General features: G+C 44.8%; 13 protein-coding genes and 3 pseudogenes. 7 read left to right on the forward strand and 9 right to left on the reverse strand.

Annotation, left to right across the window (positions count from 1 at the left end):
• Positions 1 to 363 precede the first annotated feature (363 nt).
• The 7 genes and pseudogenes from D0A34_25925 to D0A34_25955 form a co-directional block, all read right to left on the reverse strand.
• Entirely contained in the window at positions 364 to 3,558 is a 3,195-nt protein-coding gene (locus D0A34_25925; GenBank protein ID UNU21823.1) for a translation initiation factor IF-2, read from the reverse strand.
• Positions 3,559 to 3,843: 285 nt separating this feature from the next.
• Positions 3,844 to 4,255 (reverse strand): annotated as a pseudogene (locus D0A34_25930) (YlxR family protein).
• Between the two features lie 280 nt (positions 4,256 to 4,535).
• Positions 4,536 to 5,825, reverse strand: a complete 1,290-nt coding sequence (nusA, locus tag D0A34_25935) for a transcription termination factor NusA (GenBank protein UNU21824.1) — start codon at positions 5,823 to 5,825, stop codon at positions 4,536 to 4,538.
• Positions 5,826 to 6,088: 263 nt separating this feature from the next.
• Positions 6,089 to 6,556: a ribosome maturation factor RimP gene (gene rimP / locus D0A34_25940; protein UNU21825.1), complete on the reverse strand. Its 468-nt coding sequence runs from the start codon at positions 6,554 to 6,556 to the stop codon at positions 6,089 to 6,091.
• Positions 6,557 to 7,045: 489 nt separating this feature from the next.
• Complete coding sequence (locus D0A34_25945) at positions 7,046 to 7,195, reverse strand: thiamine S protein (protein ID UNU21826.1); 150 nt, start codon at positions 7,193 to 7,195, stop codon at positions 7,046 to 7,048.
• A 71-nt stretch (positions 7,196 to 7,266) separates the two neighbouring features.
• Positions 7,267 to 8,643, reverse strand: a pseudogene (locus tag D0A34_25950) (response regulator).
• 11 nt (positions 8,644 to 8,654) lie between these two features.
• Complete coding sequence (locus D0A34_25955; protein UNU21827.1) at positions 8,655 to 11,480, reverse strand: hybrid sensor histidine kinase/response regulator; 2,826 nt, start codon at positions 11,478 to 11,480, stop codon at positions 8,655 to 8,657.
• 821 nt (positions 11,481 to 12,301) lie between these two features.
• Here D0A34_25955 and D0A34_25960 point away from each other — a divergent pair.
• Positions 12,302 to 12,494, forward strand: a pseudogene (locus tag D0A34_25960) (transposase).
• 13 nt (positions 12,495 to 12,507) lie between these two features.
• Here the strand turns inward: D0A34_25960 and D0A34_25965 are convergent.
• Positions 12,508 to 13,881, reverse strand: a complete 1,374-nt coding sequence (locus tag D0A34_25965; GenBank protein UNU21828.1) for a hypothetical protein — start codon at positions 13,879 to 13,881, stop codon at positions 12,508 to 12,510.
• 453 nt (positions 13,882 to 14,334) lie between these two features.
• Between D0A34_25965 and D0A34_25970 the strand changes: the two genes are divergently transcribed.
• From D0A34_25970 to D0A34_25980, 3 genes are all read left to right on the forward strand, one after another.
• On the forward strand, positions 14,335 to 14,526 hold the full coding sequence (locus tag D0A34_25970) for a hypothetical protein (protein UNU21829.1): 192 nt from the start codon (positions 14,335 to 14,337) through the stop codon (positions 14,524 to 14,526).
• A 42-nt stretch (positions 14,527 to 14,568) separates the two neighbouring features.
• Positions 14,569 to 16,068 carry a hypothetical protein gene (locus D0A34_25975; GenBank protein UNU21830.1) on the forward strand — a complete coding sequence of 500 codons (1,500 nt, stop codon included), beginning with the start codon at positions 14,569 to 14,571 and terminating at the stop codon, positions 16,066 to 16,068.
• 300 nt (positions 16,069 to 16,368) lie between these two features.
• Positions 16,369 to 16,548 carry a hypothetical protein gene (locus D0A34_25980; protein UNU21831.1) on the forward strand — a complete coding sequence of 60 codons (180 nt, stop codon included), beginning with the start codon at positions 16,369 to 16,371 and terminating at the stop codon, positions 16,546 to 16,548.
• Positions 16,549 to 16,675: 127 nt separating this feature from the next.
• On the opposite strand, the gene D0A34_25985 is transcribed toward D0A34_25980, so the two are convergent.
• Positions 16,676 to 17,203 (reverse strand): P-loop NTPase family protein, encoded by a 528-nt coding sequence (locus tag D0A34_25985; protein UNU21832.1) that lies wholly within the window; start codon positions 17,201 to 17,203, stop codon positions 16,676 to 16,678.
• A gap of 356 nt (positions 17,204 to 17,559) precedes the next feature.
• On the opposite strand from D0A34_25985, the gene D0A34_25990 reads away from it, so the two are divergent.
• The 3 genes from D0A34_25990 (at position 17,560) to D0A34_26000 (ending at position 23,828) form a co-directional block, all read left to right on the forward strand.
• Positions 17,560 to 18,126, forward strand: a complete 567-nt coding sequence (locus D0A34_25990; protein ID UNU21833.1) for a nucleoside monophosphate kinase — start codon at positions 17,560 to 17,562, stop codon at positions 18,124 to 18,126.
• A gap of 124 nt (positions 18,127 to 18,250) precedes the next feature.
• Positions 18,251 to 18,976 carry a ribonuclease PH gene (gene rph, locus D0A34_25995; protein UNU21834.1) on the forward strand — a complete coding sequence of 242 codons (726 nt, stop codon included), beginning with the start codon at positions 18,251 to 18,253 and terminating at the stop codon, positions 18,974 to 18,976.
• Between the two features lie 118 nt (positions 18,977 to 19,094).
• Positions 19,095 to 23,828, forward strand: a complete 4,734-nt coding sequence (locus tag D0A34_26000) for an ATP-binding protein (protein UNU21835.1) — start codon at positions 19,095 to 19,097, stop codon at positions 23,826 to 23,828.
• The last annotated feature ends 58 nt before the right edge of the window (positions 23,829 to 23,886 follow it).

Here is a 23,886-nt window from a genome sequence, read left to right on the forward strand (position 1 = left end):
AGTCTGGGACGCACTTTTGACCCAGAAACCCGGTGCGAAGAGTACATTTCTAGCGGTCAAACCGAGCATTTTGGTAGGAAACTCGGTTGATTTGCGTAAGTCTTATTTTAGTTTTAAATTTTGAATTTTCAGCAACAGCCAAAACTATTAGGACGTTGTTAATTACTAACATCTTTGCTTTTATTGCTTCTTCCTTCTCTCGCGACGATAACTAAAACCTTCTTCCTTCGGCTATAAGTTAACAACCAAAGTTGCGAGTGATGAGTTTGGGAGTATTGAGTGAAGAGAAGAGTTGCGAGCGATCGGCAATTTGGTTGCCTTCACTCAAAACTTCTCTTCCAACTCAACACTCACAACTCAAAACTATTGAGAGAGAGTCCGGCGCTTAGTAACCATCCGGTAGGCTTCAATCATATCGCCATCCGCCCAGTCGCTAAAGCCGCTCAAGGAAATGCCGCATTCAAAGCCAGCATTGACTTCCTTGGCATCTTCCTTCATCCGTTTTAGGGAGTCGAGGACACCTTCGTAAACGACATTGTTGCCCCGGCGCACCCGCACCTTACAGTTACGGATGACTTTGCCAGAGAGTACCATACATCCAGCTACAGCTCCGCGACCGATCGCGAAGACAGCGCGCACTTCGACTTGACCCAAAGGTTCTTCCACCAGTTCGGGTTCCAGCAGACCTTCCATCGCCCCTTGAATGTCATCCAAGAGGTTGTAGATGATGCTGTATTCCCGCACGTCTACGCCCGCTTGGTCGGCCGCGAGGCGAGCGTCGGTAGCGAGAGTAGTATTGAACCCGATAATTACAGCATTACTGGCTGCAGCGAGGTCAATATCCGTTTCTGTAATTTCCCCAGGAGCAGATAGCAGCAGTCGGAGTTGAACTTCTTTTTGAGGAAGTTGAGTCAGAGCGCCGACAATTGCTTCGAGGGAGCCTTGGACATCTGCTTTCAAGATCAAGTTGAGTTCTTTGAGAACGCCTTCCTTAGCTTGTTGAGAGAAGCCGCTGAGGCTGATCCGGCCGCCTTGCAGCAGGCGGGAATCTCGTTGGGAGGTAGCTCTTCCAGTGGCGATCGCCGCAGCTTCTTTTTCGTTTGCGAAGACATCAAACTCGTCTCCGGCGCGAGGAACTTCCCGCAGCCCCAGCACTTCCACCGCGAAGGATGGAGTTGCTTGCTCTACGCGTTCGCCCCGGTCATCGATCATTGCGCGCACCTTGCCCAAAGCCGAGCCTGCGACCACAATATCGCCCACTCGCAGAGTGCCGTTCTGCACCAGCAGAGTTGCCACAGGTCCCCTTGCCTTGTCGAGGTGAGCTTCAATCACAGTACCCTTAGCTGGTCGGTGCGGGTTGGCGTTGAGGTCTTCCATTTCCGCCACTGTCAGAATCATTTCCAACAGCGTATCCAGGTTTTCGCCTCGGATCGCGCTGACTGGAACCATCGTGATATCGCCGCCCCAGTCATCTGCGACCAAGCCGTACTCAGTAAGCTCTTGCTTCACCCGTTCCGGCTGAGCACCCTCCTTGTCAACTTTATTGATAGCCACAACAATTGGCACTTTCGCCGCTTTCGCGTGGCTGATCGCTTCAATTGTCTGGGGTCGCACGCCGTCGTCCGCCGCCACCACCAAGATGGCGATGTCCGTAACCCGTGTTCCCCGAGCCCGCATCGCTGTAAAGGCTTCGTGACCGGGCGTATCCAAAAATACGACCTGCTGGCTCTTGCCTTCGTGTACCACATCCACGTGGTAAGCACCGATGTGCTGGGTAATGCCCCCAGCTTCTCCCTGAGCCACCTTGGTTTTGCGGATCGAGTCGAGCAAGGTAGTTTTACCGTGATCCACGTGTCCCATAATCGTTACGACTGGGGGACGGCGTTCGAGGTATTCCAAATCCGCTGCATCCAGCATCTCGATCACTTTGATAGCTGGGGCTACTTTTTCTGGGGTTTCCACCTCTACGCCCATTTCTTCGGCTACCATCCGCACCGCTGGAATGTCCAGGGTTTCGGTAATATTTACCGCAATTCCTTTAGAGAAAAGCCGCTTAATAATTTCGGTTTCGGGAACAGCCAGAGTAATTGCTAGTTCTTGAACGGTCATCGGCCTGCTCAGCAGCAGCTTTTCTGGACGTTCTACCTTAGCTTCGGCTGTTTTGCCCCGGTTGCCCCGTCCCCCGCTGGAACCTGAAGAAGAACTTTTATCGTGAGAAGGGCCTGGTCTCTTATTTTTTCCGCTGCTTCCGGGTGCGCCCGGAGTTGGTGTTGACTTGGGTGCTGCTTGTCCTTTCGCTTTAGCTGGGCGGGCTAGGGACAGGCTGACCGTGACTGGTGCTGGCAGATCCAACCCGTTTTCTAAGTCATCGTCATCCTCGTCTATCGGTTTTAGGCGAGAACGTTTTGCCTTAACTGCCTTGGCAGCTTTGGCAGCATCTGAGTTTTCGTCATCATCTTCTTCCCAAATGACCGATGTCTTTTTGGCAGGACGAGGGAGGGAGGGCCTTTCGAGGAGAGTAATCCCCAGCAACGGCGTATTATCTTCTTCATTGTCATCAGTGTCGTCCCCTGCGGCTCCGGTGTCACCGCCCCGGCTACGCAGCCCGGTAGCTGACGTTGCGGGGGCAAGGCTCCGGCGCGGGCCACCCGGCTGGGGTCGATCGGCAAGTGGAGTTTTGACTGGACCACCAGCGCCTTCCCGGCGCGGTCTTTGTGCGTCGCGAGATTCGGTAGCAGCTCCCGGTGCAGGTCTGCTGGGGCGGCTCGGTTTAGCCGGCGCTTCCAGAGTTTCTGACTGTTCTGATTGCTCTTGCTCGGTTTTTGCAAGTTTGAGTACCGGCTTGTTCCCCAGATTTTGTGGGGTACGGCTAGCCGACTCTGATGCCCCTCTGACTGGCGGCGACGTGAGTTTGGCCGACGGCGCAGGGGGGGCGATCGGCGGTTGCTTGGTGCGTTCGGGAGCCTTTTCCGACGGCGGTTGAGGTGCTGTAGGTGCCTGAGCCTGGGCGGTTGTTTCCGGGGCGATCGCACCTACAGTTTCGGAAACTGTTTCGGAAACTGTTTCTGACACTGTTTCTGACGGAGCAGCCGGGACAGCGACATTTGGCTTCGACAGTACAGGTCGATTGATATTCGGTTTAGCTGGAGGCTGGAGTTGTTGAGCTGCAGGCGACTTGGGAGGAGTTGCCACGGTTGCCGCAGGCTGGTCTTTGTTCTCCTCGTTGCCTGCAGGCTGGGAGTTTGCACCAGCCGGGCGTACTTTTGGACTGCGTATTTCTAAAATTTGCTGCTTTTTTTGTTGGTCGTTAGGGTGAGGGCCAGATTCTCTAGATGGCGCTGCTGCTCTTTCAGGTGGAGCTGGCTTGCCGGGGGAAGAGTGGCTACTGGCTACGTATTTTTCCGCCGTTTTGCGAATGCGCTCTGCTTCGGATTCTGTAATTGTGCTGCTGTGGCTCTTGACTGAAATATTGAGCCGCTCGCATACTGCCAAGATGTCTTTATTATCCAAATTTAGTTCCCGTGATAATTCGTAAATTCTTACTTTGCCGTTGTTCATCCACTCTGCCCTCTTTTGTGCCAACCAGTTTTTACATTGTGATTTTTTGTTCTAATGACGACATCATTCGCTGTGATTGATTCAGTGTCAGGAATCGGGGTTTTGGTACTCGCTCAGCAATTTTATCTAAAAGATGCAACTCGCTGAAGTCTGCGGTTGAAGAATTCTCAAGTCTGTTTGGGAACTTGGAACTCCGAAGTCTGAGTTTTGGCAAAACCCACTCTCTCAAGCTTCCAAGTTGGCCTTTCCACCTTGAGGATACCTCTGCTAGTACCCTACCCTTATCTAATCTGACACAAATCTTTCCAGACTGGTGGGCAGATCGGATTGGGGTTTTATAGCTGGCGCTACCGGTAATTACTGGTAGGGCTGCCAAGAGGGTTTATACAGTCGATACCGAACTATTGTCGGTTTTTCGTCCGGCCCGGCCAGAGTAAGATGTACAGTCAGATGTGGCTAAACGCTGCCAAAGTGTTTGGTACAGTTCGTCAGACACAGGCGCTTTGAGCGATCGCCCAAGTCGATTTTTTTTCTGAGCTGCTTTGAGGCATTCTGCTTCCCGACAAAGGTAAGCAGAACGGCCCATGCCACGATCTAATTGTACCTGATGAGAAGGATAGAGCCTGACTACTCGCCAAAAAGCTTCCTTAGGAGCTATTTTTCGACAACTTGCACAGCACCGGTAGTTCGGTTTCATTTCTTGTGAGAGGGGGAGTAGGGGGAGAGGGGGGAGTAGGGGACAAGTCCTCCTGGTCTCCCGAAGAGAGAAAATCTTATGACAAGGAGTCAGAAGACAGAATTCAGAATTCAAAATACGCCATGTCCCAAGTCAGGGGTAAGGGTCACGGAAAAAATTTTTTGTGATCCACGATTAAAATCGCGGGCTTTCAACCTCGATTCTTCATCCTGTCGCACAGAACCCATTCTGGATTCTGGGTTCTGAATTCTGAATTCTTCTTCGGTAAATGTCACAGTTTTTAGACTGCGGCTTCGGTTTCCTCCGTGGCGGCTGCCTCCTCTTCGTCAAATTCTGCGGTTTCCTCGTCGCCGTCGTAGTCGCCCGCTTCGTCTGCATCGTAGTCGCCTGCTAGTTCTTCGAGCCTAGTTGCTTCTGCTGCCAATTTGCTATCTTCGGCGGCGCGATCGTACTTAGCAATATCTTTGATATCGATTTTCCAACCGGTTAGGCGGGCTGCGAGACGGACGTTCTGACCTTCTTTGCCAATGGCAAGACTAAGTTGGTCTTCAGCGACCAAAATGTGAGCTCTCCTGCCTTCTGGAGCAACTAAACGCACTTCATCTACTCTAGCGGGACTCAGAGCGTTAGCAATATAAGTTGCTGGGTCTGGAGACCAGCGGATCACGTCGATTTTTTCGCCGCGCAATTCGTTGACTACTACCTGAATCCGCGATCCCCGCGCTCCGATGCAGGCTCCTACAGGGTCTACGTCGCGATCGAGAGTATCAACTGCTATTTTAGTCCGGGGGCCGACGTGCCGGGATGGCGGATTTGCCTCCCTGGCTACGGCGACAATTCTCACCACCCCGTCTTCTATTTCTGGTACTTCATTAGCAAACAGGTAAACCACCAAACCTGCGTCGGCTCTAGAAACAAGTAACTGTGGCCCTCTAGTAGAGCCTTCGCCTACTTTTTTGAGATAAACCTTGAATGTAGCGTTGGCCCGATAATTGTCGTTGGGCAACTGTTCGCGCTTAGGGAGTTCGGCATCTACTTCTGGCTGACCGAAGCTGCTGGTGACTGCTAAAATCACCGACTGCCTCTCAAACCTGAGAACTCTTGCTTGAAGAACAGTTTCTTCTAAATCTTTAAACTCTTCTTGAATCATTTTGCGCTGTTGGTCGCGCAGTTTTTGAGCGAGAACTTGTTTGGTCTGGATCGCGGCCATGCGACCAAATTCTTTTTGATTTGGTGTTACGTCTACGAGCACGATGCTGCCAGGCTGAGCTTCCGTGGCTACTTCTTGCACTTCCGAAAGTGAGATTTCGTGATCGGGATTGATGACTTCTTCGACAATAGTTTTGTTGGCTAAAACGCGGAAACCTTCTTGTTCTGCGTCGAGTTCTACATCAAAGTTGTCGAAGTATTCTTCGCTGAAGTGATCGAGTTTTTGGGTACGGCGGTAGCGTTCGTATCCTTTGAGCAGGGCTTCTCGCAAGGCTGCTTGGACGGCGTGTTTGGGTAAATTGCGTTCTTTGCTAATACCTTCGACCATTTCTTTTAGTCCGGGCAGGGGAACCATTGACATATAAAACACTCCTTTTTTGCTGTGGTAATAAGTAACTGGTAATCGGTAATTGGTACTGGAAAATTTTCAAGCAGGAGTGATGAGTTACTGGATAGGATTAGGGGAACTCGGTGCCGTAACAATTTATTTGTTATTCCTATTCAACCCGCTGCTACAGATATGATTGTTAAAAATTAACTCGCAGCCAAGCGTTTTCAGCTTGCTGCGAGGCAATCTCAAAACTCAAAACTCAAAACTCAAAACTCAAAACTCAAAATTTCCCTTTACATCTTTTTTCCTTCGTCTAGTTCAACTTTGACAATCTGAGGGCGGGGAATTTTAACCTGTCGCCCTTTTTGATTGAGATAAACCGCTGTTTCATCCCGGCCCAGGAGTAGTCCTTTCCACTCTTTGATTCGCGAGTCCGGTTCGGTGGTTGTGGCTGTCACGGGGAAACCTTTAAAGGTAATGAATTCTCGATCGCTGCTGAGCAATCGGGATATTCCGGGACTGGAAATCTCTAGCACGTAGGCATCGGGTATGATGTCGGCTGCCTCTAACTCAGCATCGAGGGCTGTGCTCATGCGCTCGCAGTCGGCTAAACCAGTGTCTTGTTGGAGGTTGCGGATGTCTACCCGCAAGACGGGAGGATTTTGGTTGGTGTGAAACACTGCTCCCACTACTTCCAATCCCAGTGTTTCCGCAACGGGGGTAGCTAAGTCTATGATTTGTGGGATTAGGGGATGAGTCATATCGAATACTTAAGTTAAAACTCCTAAACTCGGACACGGGCAAGGAAAAATTTGGTGTTGAGATTGCTTGGCTTTGAGGTGGTTTGATTAGGTGGCTGCGACTTTCGTCTTCAACTTTGGGACTTACCCAACATCCCAGCAGGGGATCTCAAGCGGGGGGTACCCCTACTAAATCAGTCCTCAACTTGCAAGTCAGACGCCCTGAGCTCTTTTCCTGCGACTAATGCAACAAAAAAAGTGGGCTTGACCCACTCCTAGGTAAAACAATTTCTTCCAAGAAGTTTGAGGACTTCTTCTGATCGAAGGGAGGCCTCAGTTCTCAGTTTAGCTCGATCGCCCGCCCGGTGACAAACCGAATCGGCATCGGCGGACTGTCCGAGGGCAGAAGGGGAGAGCTGACAGGGGAAATAAGGACGACTTCATCACCGTTTTGGAGTGGGGTGGGGCGAGGGCAAATTCCTGGTTGCTACCGAAGCCGATGGGTCGCCCCTAGAACCGTTGGCGATTGGCACTCAGGCGTTCTAGGACTTGCGATACGGGAGTTTCTTTGGGAAATTCTAATTTCAGTTCGGACAAGCCCTCTGCTTCTTGATAGGGGGTGAAGAGCTTGACAGTGATGGTGATCGGTAGATTAGACATGGGCGATCGCAAGATTAACGGTATATTGACCAAACAGCCAAACTAAGATTCACCCTAAAAAATTCCCATTACTAATGCTGAATGGGAAGCTCAATTACAAACTCTACCCCCCATTCTGGCGAGGAAATGCAGGTCAGCTTACCACCATGTTTTCGTTCTACGATCTCACGGCTAATAGACAAACCTAAACCTGTCCCTTTACCTACTGATTTAGTAGTAAACATCGGCGTGAATAAATGCTGCATTACTTCCTGAGTTATGCCAACCCCATTATCAGCAATCCGAATCACCACTCTGTCATCCTGAAGCATTTCAGTGCAAATCCGAATCTGTGGAGTGTCATTGCCCTGTTTCTTTTCCCCGCACAGCGGACAACTGATCGTAGACTCTTCTAAAGCATCAATTCCATTCGCCAATATATTCATAAATACCTGATTAAGTTGCCCCGGATAACACTCTACTAGCGGCAATTACCCATACTCTTTAATCACTGCAATTCCTGGAAAACTTCCTTTAGGTTTCAGTCGATGCCCTAAAATTAATAAGGTACTATCTAGCCCCTCGTGAATATTCACTGGCGTTAGTGCCGATGTGTCCAAGCGAGAAAAATTACGCAGTGACATAGAAAGATTGTAAAGTCGCTCTGTTCCGACCGCCATTGAATCAAGAATTTTGGGCAAATCTTCAACAATAAAATCTAACTCAATCTCCTGGGACTTATCCTCAAATTCTGATGTCGAAGTAACCTTGTGCTGGTAAAGCCGAGTCATCCCGATCAAATCGGCAATATATTCCTTGGCAATAGGGATATTATTGGAGATAAAACTAACTGGATTGTTAATTTCGTGAGCCACCCCAGCTACAAGTTGACCAAGGCAAGCCATCTTTTCACTTTGAACGATTTGCACTTGAGCTTTTTTAAGATTATCCAAAGCTTGAGAAAGCTCAGCCGTTCGTTCTTCCACCCGTTTTTCTAACTCCTGCGCGAGCTGATGTAAGGCTGCTTCTGCTGCGAGCCTGTCTTCTATTTCCCGCTTCAGCATTAGGTTTTGCTCTGCGAGAACTTTAGTCAAAGAACGCAATTTTAAATGGAGGTTGACGCGAGCTAACACCTCCTTTTGTTCAAAGGGCTTAGTAATGTAATCCACCGCCCCTAGATTAAAGCCTTTGACCTTATCTCCTATGTCAGAAAGAGCGGTCATAAAAATTATGGAAATTTCGTTCGTCAACGGACTTGCCTTCAACCGATGACAGGTTTCAAACCCGTCAATTCCTGGCATCATCACATCTAACAGAATCAAATCAGGCTGACTATATTCAGCTTGTTCTATGGCAGTTTCGCCATCAGTTGCTACCAATATCTCCCATCCTGAACCAGCTAAAGCTTCAGAAAGCACGTCCAGATTGCTAGGATTGTCATCGACGATTAAGATGCTACTTGTTTCCATATTTGCTGCCTTCATTCTTTTTCTATTCTGTGAGAGGTAATAAACTCTTTGATTTTTTTGACCTGATAGCCTTGGGCTAACTGGCGCAGCTCAACAGCAAAGGGCACAAATTGCTGATCCAACTTCTCTAGGTGCTCACTGCGCTTCACAATTCCTTTCACGTTGCCTCTCATGGCCAGTTCAAATAAAAGTTCAATTTCTGCGGGCGGGGGAGCCACTACAGAGGTCGATTCAGAAAGTGATTGAGCATCTGATGAAAAAGGAAGAGTGCTGATTTTTTCATGCTTTAGTTCCTCATATATCCATTCAAGTTTTAAATACTTGTGCAATATCTCAAATAGCTCTTCTGCCTGCACTGGCTTACCGACAAAATCGTTGGCTCCCCCCTCCAAACTTTTATGTTGATCGGTAGCAAATACACTGGCAGATGAAGCAATGATTGCCACGTCTTTATAGTGTGACAAATTTCGGATACGGCGCATCATCTCAAAGCCATCTAACACTGGCATCACCAAGTCAGTGATAATCAGATCAAACTTAAACTCTTCTACTTTTTCTAAACCTTCTTGACCGTTTTTAGCTTCGGTTACTTCAAAGCCGAGGGGTTCCAGGAGATTGACAATGACCGAGAGGTTTTCCCATTTGTCATCCACAACCAAAACTTTCTGCTTTCTACCTTGGTAGCCAACCAGCTTTCTTTCCTTGGCAATCGTGGCTGTATTTGCCCAGTCTGCCGCTTCCTGTAAATCCAAATCTAGCCAAAAAACACTGCCTGTTCCTGACTGACTTTTTACTTGAATGGTACTACCCATCATTTCAACAATTTTCTGGCTAATTGTTAAACCGAGTCCAGTTCCTTCCGCCTGACGCTTGCTGTCTCCTACCTGTTCAAAAGGCAAAAATATTTTTTTTAATTGTTCGGGTGTCATACCAACGCCAGTATCTTCAATTTGAAACCTAATTTTGTGAGTTGGTGAGGCTGGCTTTTGCTCATTGGTTTGTACCTTTTCACCTGTCCCCTTTTCCAGATGTTCTATCTTAAAAGTCACTCGTCCTGAGTCGGTAAACTTAATTGCATTGCTCAGTAAGTTAATTAGTACCTGTCGCAAGCGTTTCTCGTCAGCGTAGATGCCAACAGGAATTTCCCAACTGGGTTGATAAACAAAAGCAATTCCTTTTTGTTCGGCTCGGATGCGGCAAATTTCCGCGACTCCCTGCAAAAAGGAAGGAAAATGGAAATCTTTCGCGTACAGTTCCAATTTCTGAGCTTCAATTTTAGCGAGGTCTAAGATGTCATTAATCAGGGTTAAGAGGTGGGAACCACACTGGTGAATAATACTGATGCCTTGGATATCTTTCGGAGCCATCGTTTTTGAGCGTTCTAGGATTTGAGCGTATCCTAAAATTCCATTGAGTGGCGTTCTCAATTCGTGACTCATATTCGCTAAAAATTCACTTTTAGCTTGGTTGGCAGTATCAGCGATTTGTTTGGCTTCCGTCAGTTCAGCGGTGCGTTCTTCTACTCGGATTTCTAGCTCGGAATTGGTCTTGGCTAGCGCCTCAAAGGATTCGCGCAACTGTTGTGCCATAAGGTTGAAAGACTGACCCAAAACTTCTAGTTCTTCTATGCCTTTTACCTGCACCTTTTCCTTTAAGTCGCCACTGGCGATCGCTCTAGAAGCTGCGCTCAAACGGAGAATCGGGCTGGTAATCCAGCGTGCGGTTAAGATTCCCAAAACGGTAGCCAGCGCCAAGGCTCCCAAACACAACAAAATGGTAGTCTGGGTATTGGCGTTAATTTGATCCATGAAATCGCTTTCAGGAACTACGACGACGATCAGCCAGTCCAATCCTCCGCTATCCTGAAAGGGCATAACTTGGAGGAATTGTCGCTCGCCGGCGATCGTAAAATCTATTTGCTGAGATTTGCTAATTTTAGTGAGGTTGCCAAAGCGTTCTTTTAAATGCGCTGTTGTCAGCCGAATTAAATCGTCTGTGCTATCTAAAGCATTCAGGCGATCGAGTTTACCATTGTTGGTGATAAATGCTTCTTTGAGAGTTGAACTGCCTACTAGGAGTCCAGAACGTTCCATAATGAATGTCTGTCCCGATCGACCGATTTTTAAGCTTTGCAGAAAGTCACTGAGGAAAGAGATTAAAAAATTAGCAACGAATACTCCGCGCAGTTCGCCACTTTCGTCATAAACTGGATGTCCCGCAGGGAGGGAGAGCGTTTTCTGACCTGTAAGCGGAAAAATTTCGCTCCATGTGGGCTTGCCTAAGCGTACACTGTCTTTATACCAAGAACGGTTGAGTATATTGTTGCTAGGAGAAATTTTTAAGAGCTTTGTTTGATTGCCTTTGCTATCCGAGTCATAAATATGAAGTTCAGTACGACTATCCTTATCTACTCTTTTAAAAAATATTTTGCCATTCTCTTGGCGTTCAATGGCAATGAACTCTCCACTTGTAGTAGCAAAACCCATATTGGGCAGAGAAGGAAATGCTTGAATTTGCTCCCAAAAATAGCGCTCCATACTCTCCAATTCGTCTGGGTTTAAGTATCCTAGGCGAAGGGCATTGGCATTCAGTTGATTGACGCGAGGGGCTGTATCTAGGTATGTGTTGAGCTGCTGCTGGATGCGGGCCGTAATTTCACTCCGCAACTGGCTGGCAACTTCGTTGACTGCTTTTTGCCCGTTGCGTAAGGATAGCCAGCCTGTCAGGCCGACGGCAGCAAATATTTGCAGAACGAATGGCAATACTAAAATCAGGCGCAGGGACACCTTTTTTTGAGAACGGTTTGACAGGAAAGTGGTTGGAGAGGTCTGTGACATTGATTCGTGTTACTCCTGGGGTAACCAGTTGGCTGAAAAATCTCAGTAGATTTAGTGAAATGAGGCTGAGGAAATATATATTGAAAAGCAATCTATAATAGTTAGTGAAAAGTTTGAGACAGTAACTTGCTTAAACAAGCATCGCTACTTACGTGTTTTCTCTGAGATCGTTATAATAAAAGCTAACTAAAGATACTGACGCATCTTATTTTTCTTTAGCATTTGTAAATATTTTTAGCCTTTAGGAAACCAGTTAGCAATGATATCTAATAGACTACCTGGTTTACAGCTATTTGTAGTAGTTTTTAACTTTACTTTACAGATTGACTCTAAAAAGTAGGGTTTCATCTGAGTTACATATAAATTGATATAATATCCGTCTCAAAAAATTGACCTTGCTCGCTAAAAACATGAAACGCCAAGCCGCTGAGAACCCTAACGGCGGTCTAACTCACTACCGCGCTGAAGATTTGATGCACAACTCTGCAGATGACTCTCGTAGAGAATGCTGATCGCACATGAAACTTTACAATTCCAGCAAGTTTCATTTGCAGGAGTTACAGCAGGGTAATTGCTAATTGCTAATTGGGGAAGAAAAAAATAAGTAGAGCGGTGGAGCAGAGGGGATTAGGACACAGAAGAGGGTTAGGGCTATTCTTTTAATTCTGGGAAACTATCTCAGCTTAATAGTGAATTTGGTATTAGAGGTAAACACATGGCTGCCAAGGATTTAAAGCTTTTTCAAATCCGAGAGGCTAGGGTTTGTCATCAGTTAATGTAAAGGAAGGTAAAGAAGAGATACAGCCGACTAGAAGGATTCGATCGGCAGGACAAGCGGCCGTTATGCCCTACGGGATTAACAGTGGGAAAGGATCAAAGATTTATTGCGCGGACGTGAAGGTTATGTGGGTCGGACAGTCTGCCTACAATCGGTTGTTGGTGGAAGCGGTGTTGTACCGCTACCGAGCGGGCATCCCGTGGCGAGACTTGCCCGAACGGTTTGGGGACTTCCGAGTCATGACACGCCCTAACGCGGGGCTATCCGTTGCAGTTCTTTGGCTTGTTCTAAAATTTTCTCGAAGTCTTCTTCGCTCAACCGCTGAATGTAGTTGATTTTGAACTCTTCTAGGAAGTCGCACAGCAGCAGTTGTATTTCTTGCCAGGTGTGCTGCTGTTGCAGTTCGGTTCCTAAAGCTTGCCCGAAATGTTGGACTAGCTGGCTTGAGAGTTTGATGCCTATGGGGTCTTCGCTGGCGATTTTGAAGGCTTCGTAGGCATCTTGGGGGCCGAGAGTGACTAATTTTGACAGTTCTGCAACTAATTGCTCTGCTAGCTGTTCGGGCAGGTTTCCCAGCCCGGGTACTTGCTTCCATCCTTGATAGAGGGGGGATTGTTTGAGGAAGCTTTCAATAGTGTACCGGAGGAGGGCTTCTAGGTCTGGCTGGAGTTGGGGGAGGACTTTGTAGACGGTTATTTGCACGAGATGGGTGGCGATCGCTTCTATTTCATTGATATTGTTGATGTCTAGATAGCGCTGTTTTTTAGATTGAAATAGTTGACGAGCTAGTTCGCCTGTGGTAATTGATTGTTGCATCTGGTTGATGAGTTGAATTACTACTACTTCGGTCAATTCTTGGGCGAAGTTGGCGACGAAACCTCGGCTGATTTGGCTGCGTATGGGTTGGAGATCCGGCATTTTTGCTTGGTGGATGCGAATTGTGACGGGTAATATTCGCAACAGGCGCCAGAATGGGAGCAGCAGGAAGATGTCATACCATCGCCAGAGCATGGCTGCTCGCCAAGTGACGCTGCGGTGGCGGCGGCTGATCGAGTAGGTACGGGCTAGAAATTCGATCGCGAATATGGCAATAAATGGCAGGTCGATTTGCCAAAAGTTATCGATGAATTCGCCGTTTTCTCCAATCTCGCGGTAATAGTTGGTGGTGATTAATGGCTTGATTTTGGCGTCAAACCACTTGATTTCTTTTTGCCAGCCTTGTTTGTTTAAATAGTCTTGGCTCCAGAATCTTTGGAATGATTGTTTAGCGGAGTCTTGCGGATTCGGGACGCGATCGCGCATCCGGTCTTTTATTTTTTCTAGGGTGCCACTTTTTGAGGCTACTCGAAAGGGATCTTCGTCGATCATTTTCGCGCTCAGGTTGTTTATTTCCTGCAGTTTTGCTGCTACTTGGGGAGAGGGCAACCCTGTTTTCACTACTTGAATTTTTAATTCTTCTAAGGTTTTCAGATATTGCTGGGTGTCTCGGTGGGGTTTAATTCCTTTAAATGGGTCGTATACTTGAGTTAGAACTGGCACTTGCCGAAAGTAGAAATCTCGACCGGGGACGTAAGTTATGTCAAATAATACTAGGCTTAAATTTCCTAGGGCGACCAGTGCCATGAACCGCTCGAACCAGGGTACTTTTGGTGATTTTCTGCGGGAGTTTGGAGTGGAAGAGGGCTGTAGTTTTGGTGTCACTGGCGATTCCTAATTAAGTAGACCGATCGAATTAGATGTAACTGGTAATAGCTGAAAAAACGAAACAGGGAAAACTGGCTAAGTGGCTGGTCTGGCTCGGATTGCGATCGAGGAAGCTAGTATTGATTTTAACGTGCGTTTGTTGGGCATTTTTGGATTGTTAATTATGCCTGGTTAAGTTAAAAATTATACGGGTAAAATATTAAAGTAGATCGAACTTGACGGAACCTGTGGCTCCCGTTAGTGTGCTTCTCTCTGGCAATAAAATTATATCTCAGGCGGAATCCTCAGTTTTTTTGACGTTGCAGAACTCACGGGGCTGGTAATAAATTACTATTTCTGTTTGATCTACGGGCTATTTGACCGCTAAATCAAATGTATTGCACGGATCGGAGTCTCAGGTTAGATGTGGACTTCGAGTTTGAGGTCAAACCCTTAAGAGAGTTATACTTGCTCAGGGGCAGTCTGGCGAGAGCGCCCCCTCTGATCGCGAGGGTGGCGGCCGCCTCCGTAAGGTTCGAGGTTTCGCCTCTACAAAAACCAGCTCGCGATCGGACTCTTGAATAATATAAAACCCTGAGTATAATTTTGTTCGCATTTTTTTAATATATGACATACTGCCTTAATCTCGATTGCCCAAGAGACAAGCGTCAGAACCCACCAGGCACAAAGTATTGTCTTCATTGTGGTTCAAAGCTGCTGCTAAAAGACCTTTATGCAGCCACTGAACCGCTGCGCGATGGGGGATTTGGCAGGACTTTCCGAGCTGTTAATCATGGAAAATTTGAGGAATTGTGTGTGATTAAACAGTTGTCACCCCCTCAAGAGTTTCAGCGGAAGCCCGGTCATTTTAAAAAATATGTTCGGCTGTTTGAACAAGAGGCCAGGCGGTTATACGAACTGAAGCACCCGCAAATTCCTCAGTTAATTTCTTATTTTGAGGAAGATGGACGCTTGTATTTAGTGCAAGAGTTTATTGATGGCTATAATTTAAAGGATGAGTTAGAAAAGTACGGTGCTTATAGCGAAATTAAAACTTGCGAACTGCTGTTAGATTTGTTGCCTTTATTGAAGTTTGTTCACGACAGAAATGTAATTCACCGCGATATTAAGCCGGAGAATGTGATCCGCCGATCTCGCGATCGTAAGTTAGTGCTAATAGATTTTGGGGTTTCTAAACAGGTAGTAGCTGCTGCTCCGACCAAAACAGGAACTAAGTTGGGAACTCCCGGCTACGCGGCTCTAGAACAGCGTCACGGTAGGGCTGTTCCTGCTAGCGACCTTTATAGTTTGGGGGTGACTTGCATTCGCTTGCTGACTTCTGTTATGCCTTACCTGGATATCTATGGGGACATTCACGATGACCTTTACGATCCGCTTGAAGGCCGGTGGCTTTGGAGGGAGGCTTTGCCAAAAGGAACACAAATTAGCCAGGATTTAGGTCAGGTTTTAGATAAGTTGATTCAGGAATATGTTAAAGATCGCTACAAATCGGCTGTAGAAGTTTTGGATGCTTTAAAACCTGCGGTTGTTGTTGTCCCAGTGGTCGAAAAGTCGCAGCAGGCAACTGTCATTAGTCCTTCGGTGCCGACTCAACCCGTGACTGATTCTCCGCTAGTTGCCGTGAATTTAGAGTCCGAAAAAGGTATTGATTATTCTCACTTGGCAAGGCTGCTGGCTGCTAAAAATTGGCGGGGTGCTGATGAGGAAACCTCTGCGAAAATGCTGGAGGTGATGCAGCAAAATTCACGGGGTTATTTGAGCGAGGAAGATATTAGGAAGTTTCCCGCTAAGGATTTGCAGACTATCGATCAACTTTGGGTGCGGCACAGTCACCGCAGATTCGGTTTTTCTGTGCAAAAGGGTTTGTGGGTAAAGTCGGGGGGAAAGGCTGGTGTTTATGATGCTACAGTTTGGGAGAAGTTTGGCGATCGAGTCGGCTGGCGGGTTAACAGCCAGTGGGTATACTATTCGGAGCTGAATTTTACTTCTAAGGCAAAGCCTGGACATTTGCCGGGGGGGACTGTTTTTGGGTGGGAAGGCGGGGTTTTGTGCGGTGTTTTGGGTTTGGGTGGGATCTGGTTTCTGCTGTCGCGGCGGGATTTGTAGAAGGAAGCTAGAAGGTAGAAGGCAAAATTTATTAGTCAGGCTGCACCCCAAGCGCACTCGAAGTGTTAGTCATGAAATAGTTTTGAGTTACGAATTAAAGAATTAACAAGTTTTTAGTTTAATCATTGGTCATCTAGGAATTAGGTATAAAGAAAGCGGAAAATAAGATATAATCACAAACTATTTTTTTTGTGCTATGTTCTTAGACAAGGGCAAGTTTACAAAGTCAAAAGCCAGTCCTCGGCCCTGCCAAAGGATGGGGACTGGCTTTGGCTCCAATTTACCAAGGAGATATATATTATGTTGCAAGAAAAACGTCTCAAGCCGTGGACTATAGTTCGCTCGCTTCCAAATGTGGAAAAGGTGGTTGTGGGTGAGTTTCGCAGTTGGTCTGATGCAGACGGTCACTTGAAAATTCTCAAGCGGATGGTGCCGGCTGATCGATTGACTGTTGTGTTCGATCCGGTAGTTCAATCGTAATGTCGCTGCTAAATTGATAGCGTGCGATCGCTCTTTGAGCTAAGCGGTCGCCTATTTTTTTATATACTGCTTTTTTACATAAAAAATGCGACCGCTAAAAAGGATCTCGCAACTTGAATCTTTGTCCTTAACTGCGGCGAATTTCAGTAATTTGGTCGGCAACATCCAAAATTCTTTGGGGCATGGATGGCCCGGTAAAAATCATATCCAAATGATGCGGCTTGTTGTCAATCAATGCCACCACTTCGGCTTCGGGAATCAAGCCCAAATTAACCGCTAAACTCAATTCATCGAGAATAACTAAGGAATAACGACCTTCGCGCACTGCATTTTGAACATACTGCCACAATTGTTCGATCGCTCGCGTCTCCAGCTCATCTAAATCGGCATTCTCAATGCAGCGTGACAAATCGCAGCGCACCCAATCTAAATTTTGCCCCAGCCGCACCGGATGCTGATGCCCTTGATTAATTCCCCCTTTGAGGAACTGCACCGCTAGCACGGGAGCTCCCTGTCCTGCAATTCGGAGGGCCTGAGCCATGACACTGGTAAAAAAGCAGCGGTGCGGGCCTGTAAAGACTTGCACAAGCCCTTGAACTGTGTAGGGCAAGCTGTGGTTTAAATTTAGTTTAGGGGTTTGTAACTGAGCAACCATAGGGCAATATTTAATCAGCAACTAAGTCTTGAGTGCAGCTCCGACCTTGGCGTGGCTGAAGCCTGCTTGACAATATATAGTGTACGGGGCCGAGTGCACATCGGATCGAACACTAGATATACAAGTTGTCAAAAGCTAGCTGCAGTGGCATTCGCAGTCATTTGTTCAATTTTTGAACTCAATTAGCAGTTACGCAGAAACGGGGTTTTTTACCAAAATACGGCGCGAAGCTTGACATTTATACAGTTATAGGGTAAAAAACCCAGGTGATGAGAGTCTCGCTGCGTCCAGGGCTTTTAAGAAAAGGTACGCACATCGCGTAAAATTTGAATGTCGCGGCACTAGGAGCAGGGACTGTGAGAGTGGTGATTCTGGGAGGGCCAGGAGCGGGAAAGGGAACTCAGGCTGAACTACTGTGCAGCAATTTGAGCCTTCCTTTGCTGGCTGTGGGGGACATTCTACGGGAGGCGATCGCAGAAGACACAGATTTAGGCAAGCGGGCGGTGTCTTATGTCGAAAGAGGGGAATTAGTTCCCGATGCAACTATGATTGAATTCTTTCGCCGCCGGCTGCTGCTGTGGGATGTCTTTAATGGCTGGGTATTGGAGGGCTATCCGCGAACGGCTTTTCAAGCTGAGGAGTTGGATTTTTTATTAGAGGAGTTGGCACAGGAGCTAGATTGGGCTGTTTGGCTGAAAGTGCCGATCGAGGTTTTGCTGAGCAGGTCGATCAAGCGCGATCGATCGGATGACCACCCTGAAATTTTACAGCGTCGCCTCGATTTGTTCCACGAACGCACTATTCCTCTTTTAGAGTATTACGAATACCGCAACAAACTGTTAACTGTGGATGGCGATCAATCCCCAGAACAAGTCCAGCAGGATATTCTCACATTGATCGAGGCTAAAGGTCAATACTCATAGCATTTTAGATTTTACATTTTAGATTGAATGACTGCATATTTAACGACTCCAAAAAGACCGGAAAATTAATACTCAATTTTCAATTTTTAATTCCAAATTACCCAGTACCAATTACCTAAATATTATGTCTTTCCAGCGTCCAGATGGCAGACAACCAAATCAACTTCGTCCGATTAGTTTCGATAGACAGTTTACCAAATTTGCTAGCGGTTCCGTACTCGCAAAAAGTGGCGATACTCAGGTACTTTGCAGCGTTACAATCAAGCCGGGAGTGCCGAGATTTCTGGAGAATACCGGACAAGGTTGGCTAACAGCGGAATACCGAATGTTGCCTGGTTCTACGCCGCAGCGGCAAGAGCGGGAATTTATGAAATTATCGGGACGGACTCAAGAGATTCAGCGGTTGATTGGGCGCAGTTTACGATCGTGCTTGGATATGCAACTATTGGGGGAACGCACCATACTTGTGGATGCGGATGTTTTGCAAGCGGATGCGGGGACTCGCACAACTTCAATTACTGGCGGGTTTGTGGCTGTGGCTGATGCTTTAAACAAGTTGGTACAAAAAGGTGATTTAGAGCGATCGCCGATTATTCGTCAAGTGGCGGCCGTGTCTGTGGGGCTTTTGGAAGGCGAGCCATTTTTAGATTTGAATTATCTTGAAGATGTGGCGGCTGAAATTGATTGTAATGTGGTAATGAATGGAGATTTGAACATCATCGAAATTCAGGGAACTGCGGAAGCAGGAAGTTTCAGCCGCAGTCAGTTAAATCAAATTTTGGATGTGGCAGAAACTGGAATTCAGGAATTGTTGGAGGTTCAGCGGCAAGCTTTAGTCAGCAGTCATTAGTCATTAGTCAGCAGTCAGTTTTATGTACTCGATCGGGCAGATGAATAAAATATAAGCCTGTCCGTGAATCAGAGGTTAGCTAAGTAGAACGTTAGTTTGGTCTAGAAGAGTATTAGTAATGACTAAAATCGATTTCAAAGACATTCGCACTCACAAAGGTAGTCAACATGAAGGATTTGAAGAACTATGCTGTCAACTTGCATCATTTGAGGAAGTACCAAAAGACTCTATTTTTCGTCGCAAATCGGGTGCTGGAGGAGATGCTGGTGTTGAATGTTACTGGCGATTACCTAATGGAAATGAGAAGGCTTGGCAAACAAAATATTTTCCTGATAAATTGGGAGATAGCCAATGGGTACAAATTGATAAATCCGTTAAAGCGGCCTTGGATAAACATCCAAATTTAATTGAATATATAGTCTGTTTGCCCATTAACCGTACTGAAGGACGCAAGGACGGAGAAAAATCCCAAATGGATCGCTGGGATGAGCGTGTTCAAACATGGGAAGGATGGGCTGAAGAACGTGATATGAAAGTTCAGTTTGTTTATTGGGGAGAATCAGAAATTCTTGAAAGGCTTTCTCGCCCACAACCTCAGTATGCAGGTCGTGCCTATTTTTGGTTTAATAAACAAGAACTAACTAATGAATGGATGATTCAGCGTTTTCAAGAAGTTAGAGAAAATGCTGGGGCACGCTACACACCAGAAATTCATGTTGATTTACCAGAAGCTCAAATATTTGAAGGACTTGGTAGAACCGATCTTTTCTTTGACCGCATTGACAGCTTATACAGTCAGCTTTGTCGAAAGTTGAAAGATGCCAAGCCATCAGAAGACTTACAGGATAAAGTTCCTAATGTAGCTAACTCTTTAAACGATCTGAGTAAAGATGTCAACTTACTCATCACTGCCTTAAAAAAAGCATCTGATAGACAGGCCTTGTCGCCAATTGATTTTGATTCAATTGCTTGTTTGTCAAAGAAACTTTGGCAATATGATAGTTACACACAAATTCGGCAAGTGAATCCATCTCATAACGAACAGCAAGGAGAAAAAATAGAAAATAGAGACATTAATCGTTCACTTGAAGAGTTATTAAAATCAGTTCGTTATAAAATTTCAAAAATAGAAGAAATAGGAGGAGAAATTTACCATTTTGCTACCAGTGATATTACTGCTGCGTGTAATCAAGCCGCACTTCTACTTACGGGTGAAGCTGGAACAGGTAAAACTCATCTCTTCTGTGATATAGCTAAACATCGTCTAGATAACTCACTTCCGACCATAATTTTATTGGGTCAGCACTTTTGTCAAGGCGACCCTTGGATTCATATAATGCAGAGATTGCACCTTTCTTGTCACAATCGTGACGAGTTTTTAGGCGCATTAGATGCTGCTGCACAAGCTGGTGGTAGTCATGCAATGATTTTGATTGATGCTCTTAATGAGAGTGATGATAAAGGTTTATGGAAAAAGGAGCTAGCAGGTATATTAGCTGTTTTGCATAACTATCCACGCATTACTATTGCAGTAAGCTGTCGTACTTCATACGAGAAAGCAACAATACCAGAAAACCTGGTTGCAGAAGAAAAGTTAGTCAAAGTTGAACATCATGGATTTGCAAACCATGAATATATTGCTACAAAAACGTTTTTCAATCATTATGGTATTGAACAGCCTAACGTTCCTTTGTTAGTTCCAGAGTTTTCTAATCCACTTTTCTTGAAAACACTTTGTAAAGGAATTAAAAATCGTCATTTAACACGAATACCTAAAGGAATTAAAGGAATTAGTGCTGTTTTAAATCTATTTATAGATTCAATCAACGAGGTTTTATGTGAACGAATCGATTATGATGATAAAACCAATTTAGTAAGACAATCAGTAGAAGCTTTAGCCCGTCGGATGGCAGAAAAGGAACAGCCTTGGATAGATAGAGAAGAAGCCAAAAATATTGTTAATTCTGTCTTGCCTAATAATAATTTTTCACAGAGCTTATTTTATAATCTGCGTGCTGAGGGATTACTTTCAGAAGATTTAATTTATCGTCCCTCAGAAGACGAATATGAAGAACAAAATCAAAGGGTTAATATTATTAAATTTCCCTATGAAAAATTTAGCGATCATTTAATAGTCCGTTATTTGCTGAAAAACCACCTAGATAAAGATAATCCAACTACATCCTTTGATGAAAATAAACCGCTAGGCCGGTTAGTAGCAGCTAGATGGAATACACAGAGTATAAGTGGTTTACTGGAAGCTTTATTTATTCAAATTCCTGAACTACTTGGAAAAGAAGTAATGGAATTAACATCCATGCCATTATTGTGGTTTGAACGTCAATTTTTACAAAGTCTTATTTGGCGTAATCCAACTAAAATAACCCAAAAAACTAAAGATTATATTGATGAAATATTCCAAGAAGAAGGAAAGGAAGAAAAAGTTTATAATGTACTACTGACAGTAGCTACCGATCCTGAACATCCTTTAAATGCAAAATCTCTTCATCGTCATCTCATAAATCTGAGAATGCCAGAGCGCGATGAAATTTGGTCTATTTATTTATTCGATCAGTATGAACAAAAAGGGGCAGTAGATCGTTTACTTGAATGGGCATGGGAAGCCGAAAAAGACCATATCTCAGATGAATCCATCGAACTTTGTGCAATTGCTTTGACATGGTTTTTAACAACATCTCATCGTTTTCTTCGCGATCGTGCAACAAAAGCTCTTGTTTCAATGCTACATCCAAGACCTCAAGTTTTAGTCAAAGTTATCGAGCAGTTTTTAGAAGTTGATGATATTTATGTATTAGAACGTCTCTATGCTGTTGCTTATGGAGTCGCAATGGTTAGCAATGATGCTGACAAAATAGGAGAACTTGCCAACAAAATCTATGAATGGGTATTTAAAGAAGGTACACCACCAGTACATATACTTTTGCGTGATTATGCTCGTGGTGTTATTGAAGTAGCTAATCATCTGGGTACTTTATCAGACAAGGTAGATATTGATAAAACTAAAACTCATCCCCCTTATAAAAGTGATTGGAATCTCGATCTACCAACAGAAGAAGAATTAAAACTATATATTGAATTAATAAAGCTTGATTTTGACATCAATCTACCTCTATTACTATTACTTTTATTATTTAAGTCATGGGAGTCAAATTCTTTAATTATATGTAAGTTAAGAATTGTGTCAAAAAACAGTAAATTTAAGAGTTTTAAAGACGATCCTAAATGGAGCCTCGATCGTCTATACACATCAGTTATGGACTGTTTTATGGGAGGCGATTTTTCTCAGTATGTTATAGAATATCGTACTCGTTACTGGTCTTCCTGTATATTAGGCGAGCCAAAAGAACCCACTAAAAAAGAGAGATATGAGCAATTTATAGACTCTCTTACAACTATACAGAAACAAGCATGGGAAGAATATAAAACAATATCCGAGGATGTAGATTTGTATAAACAACTAGAGCCTGAAAGTCGTATAGAATATTTTGAAGAAGAGTTTACAGACGAAGAATTAAAGGAAGCTATTACATCTGGGAAAGAATCTTTTTTGAGCATTATTGACCAGGAAAAAACAGAATTTTTTGAAAAGTATGTTGTACCATTTTTAGAAAATCCAAGAGAAGATGAATGTCGGTTCGATACTTCTATTGCAAAACGCTGGATTGTTAAGCGAGTTCTTGAATTAGGATGGACAATTGATAAGTTCGGTTGGTTTGATAGGCGTTGTAGTAGTCATGGTCGTGCTGCGGATAAACCAGAACGAATTGGTAAGAAATACCAATGGATTGCCCTTCATGAATTTCTTGGTTGCATGGCAGATAATTTAGAGTTTACAGTTTCTTCTTGCTTGGATGAAGCATCTGAATCATCTGTTTATGAAGGAACTTGGCAGATTGGAATCCGAGATATCGATCCATCCTTTTTGTTAAAACAAATTCCTGAATCTCAACAAAATAATCAAAAAACTTGGTTAAAACCTATCGACTATATATTTGACGAAGTTGATAAACAAGGACAGATAGACTGGATAAAGCAACAAGATGACTGTCCCGAGCCATGTCAACTCATTGAATTAACTAATCCTAATGATGAAACAGTTTGGTTAACTCTAGAAGGTCATTATGGTTGGGAAGAAAAAGAACCTTTAGAAGAAGAAAAATATCAAACTTCTCAACGACAAATGTGGTATCAGATCCGAAGCTATATTGTGCGTTGTGAAAATATGGAAGAAACCTACAAATGGTTAAAAAATAAGAACTTTGAAGGGAGATGGATGCCAGAATCTGGAGAAATTTCTGATATATTTATTGGCGAATTTTCTTGGGGTTTACCTTATCATAAATGGATTGAAGCTAATTCTTGGGTTTCTCACATAAATAGTACAGACGGAGATTTACCTTATCCAGTCGTTGTAACAACAACAGGATATTCTTTTAGTAGTAGTTTTGATTGTTCAACAGATGAAACAATATCTGCTTTAATTCCTTCCGCTTGGCTAATGAAGAATATGGAATTGAGATGGTCAGGAGAATATCTGAAGTTTAGGAATTCAAACAATGAAGTTGTGGCATTTAATCCTTTAAATCAACTGTCTCCAGCAAACTTTTTAATCTCCAAATATCAACTGGTTAACTTTCTAAGGGAAAATAATTTAGATATTATTTGGACAGTATTAGGAGAACGTCAATTGATTGGTGGAAATCATAATGAATGGCCTGGACGCCTAGAAATTTATGGTGTGTATCGGCTAAAAAATGGTGTAATAGATGCAGAAAAGCTTAATACTTGGCATAGAAAACCCGATTTGCTTCTCAAAAGCTCGACTATTTGACTATCGCCCTTTCATCTATCCGCCTCCATCGTGGCACGGGCGTCCCGCCTGTGCGATG

Origin of the sequence: Microcoleus vaginatus PCC 9802, from assembly GCA_022701275.1 — a bacterium.
In the GTDB taxonomy this organism is placed as follows: domain Bacteria; phylum Cyanobacteriota; class Cyanobacteriia; order Cyanobacteriales; family Microcoleaceae; genus Microcoleus; species Microcoleus vaginatus_A.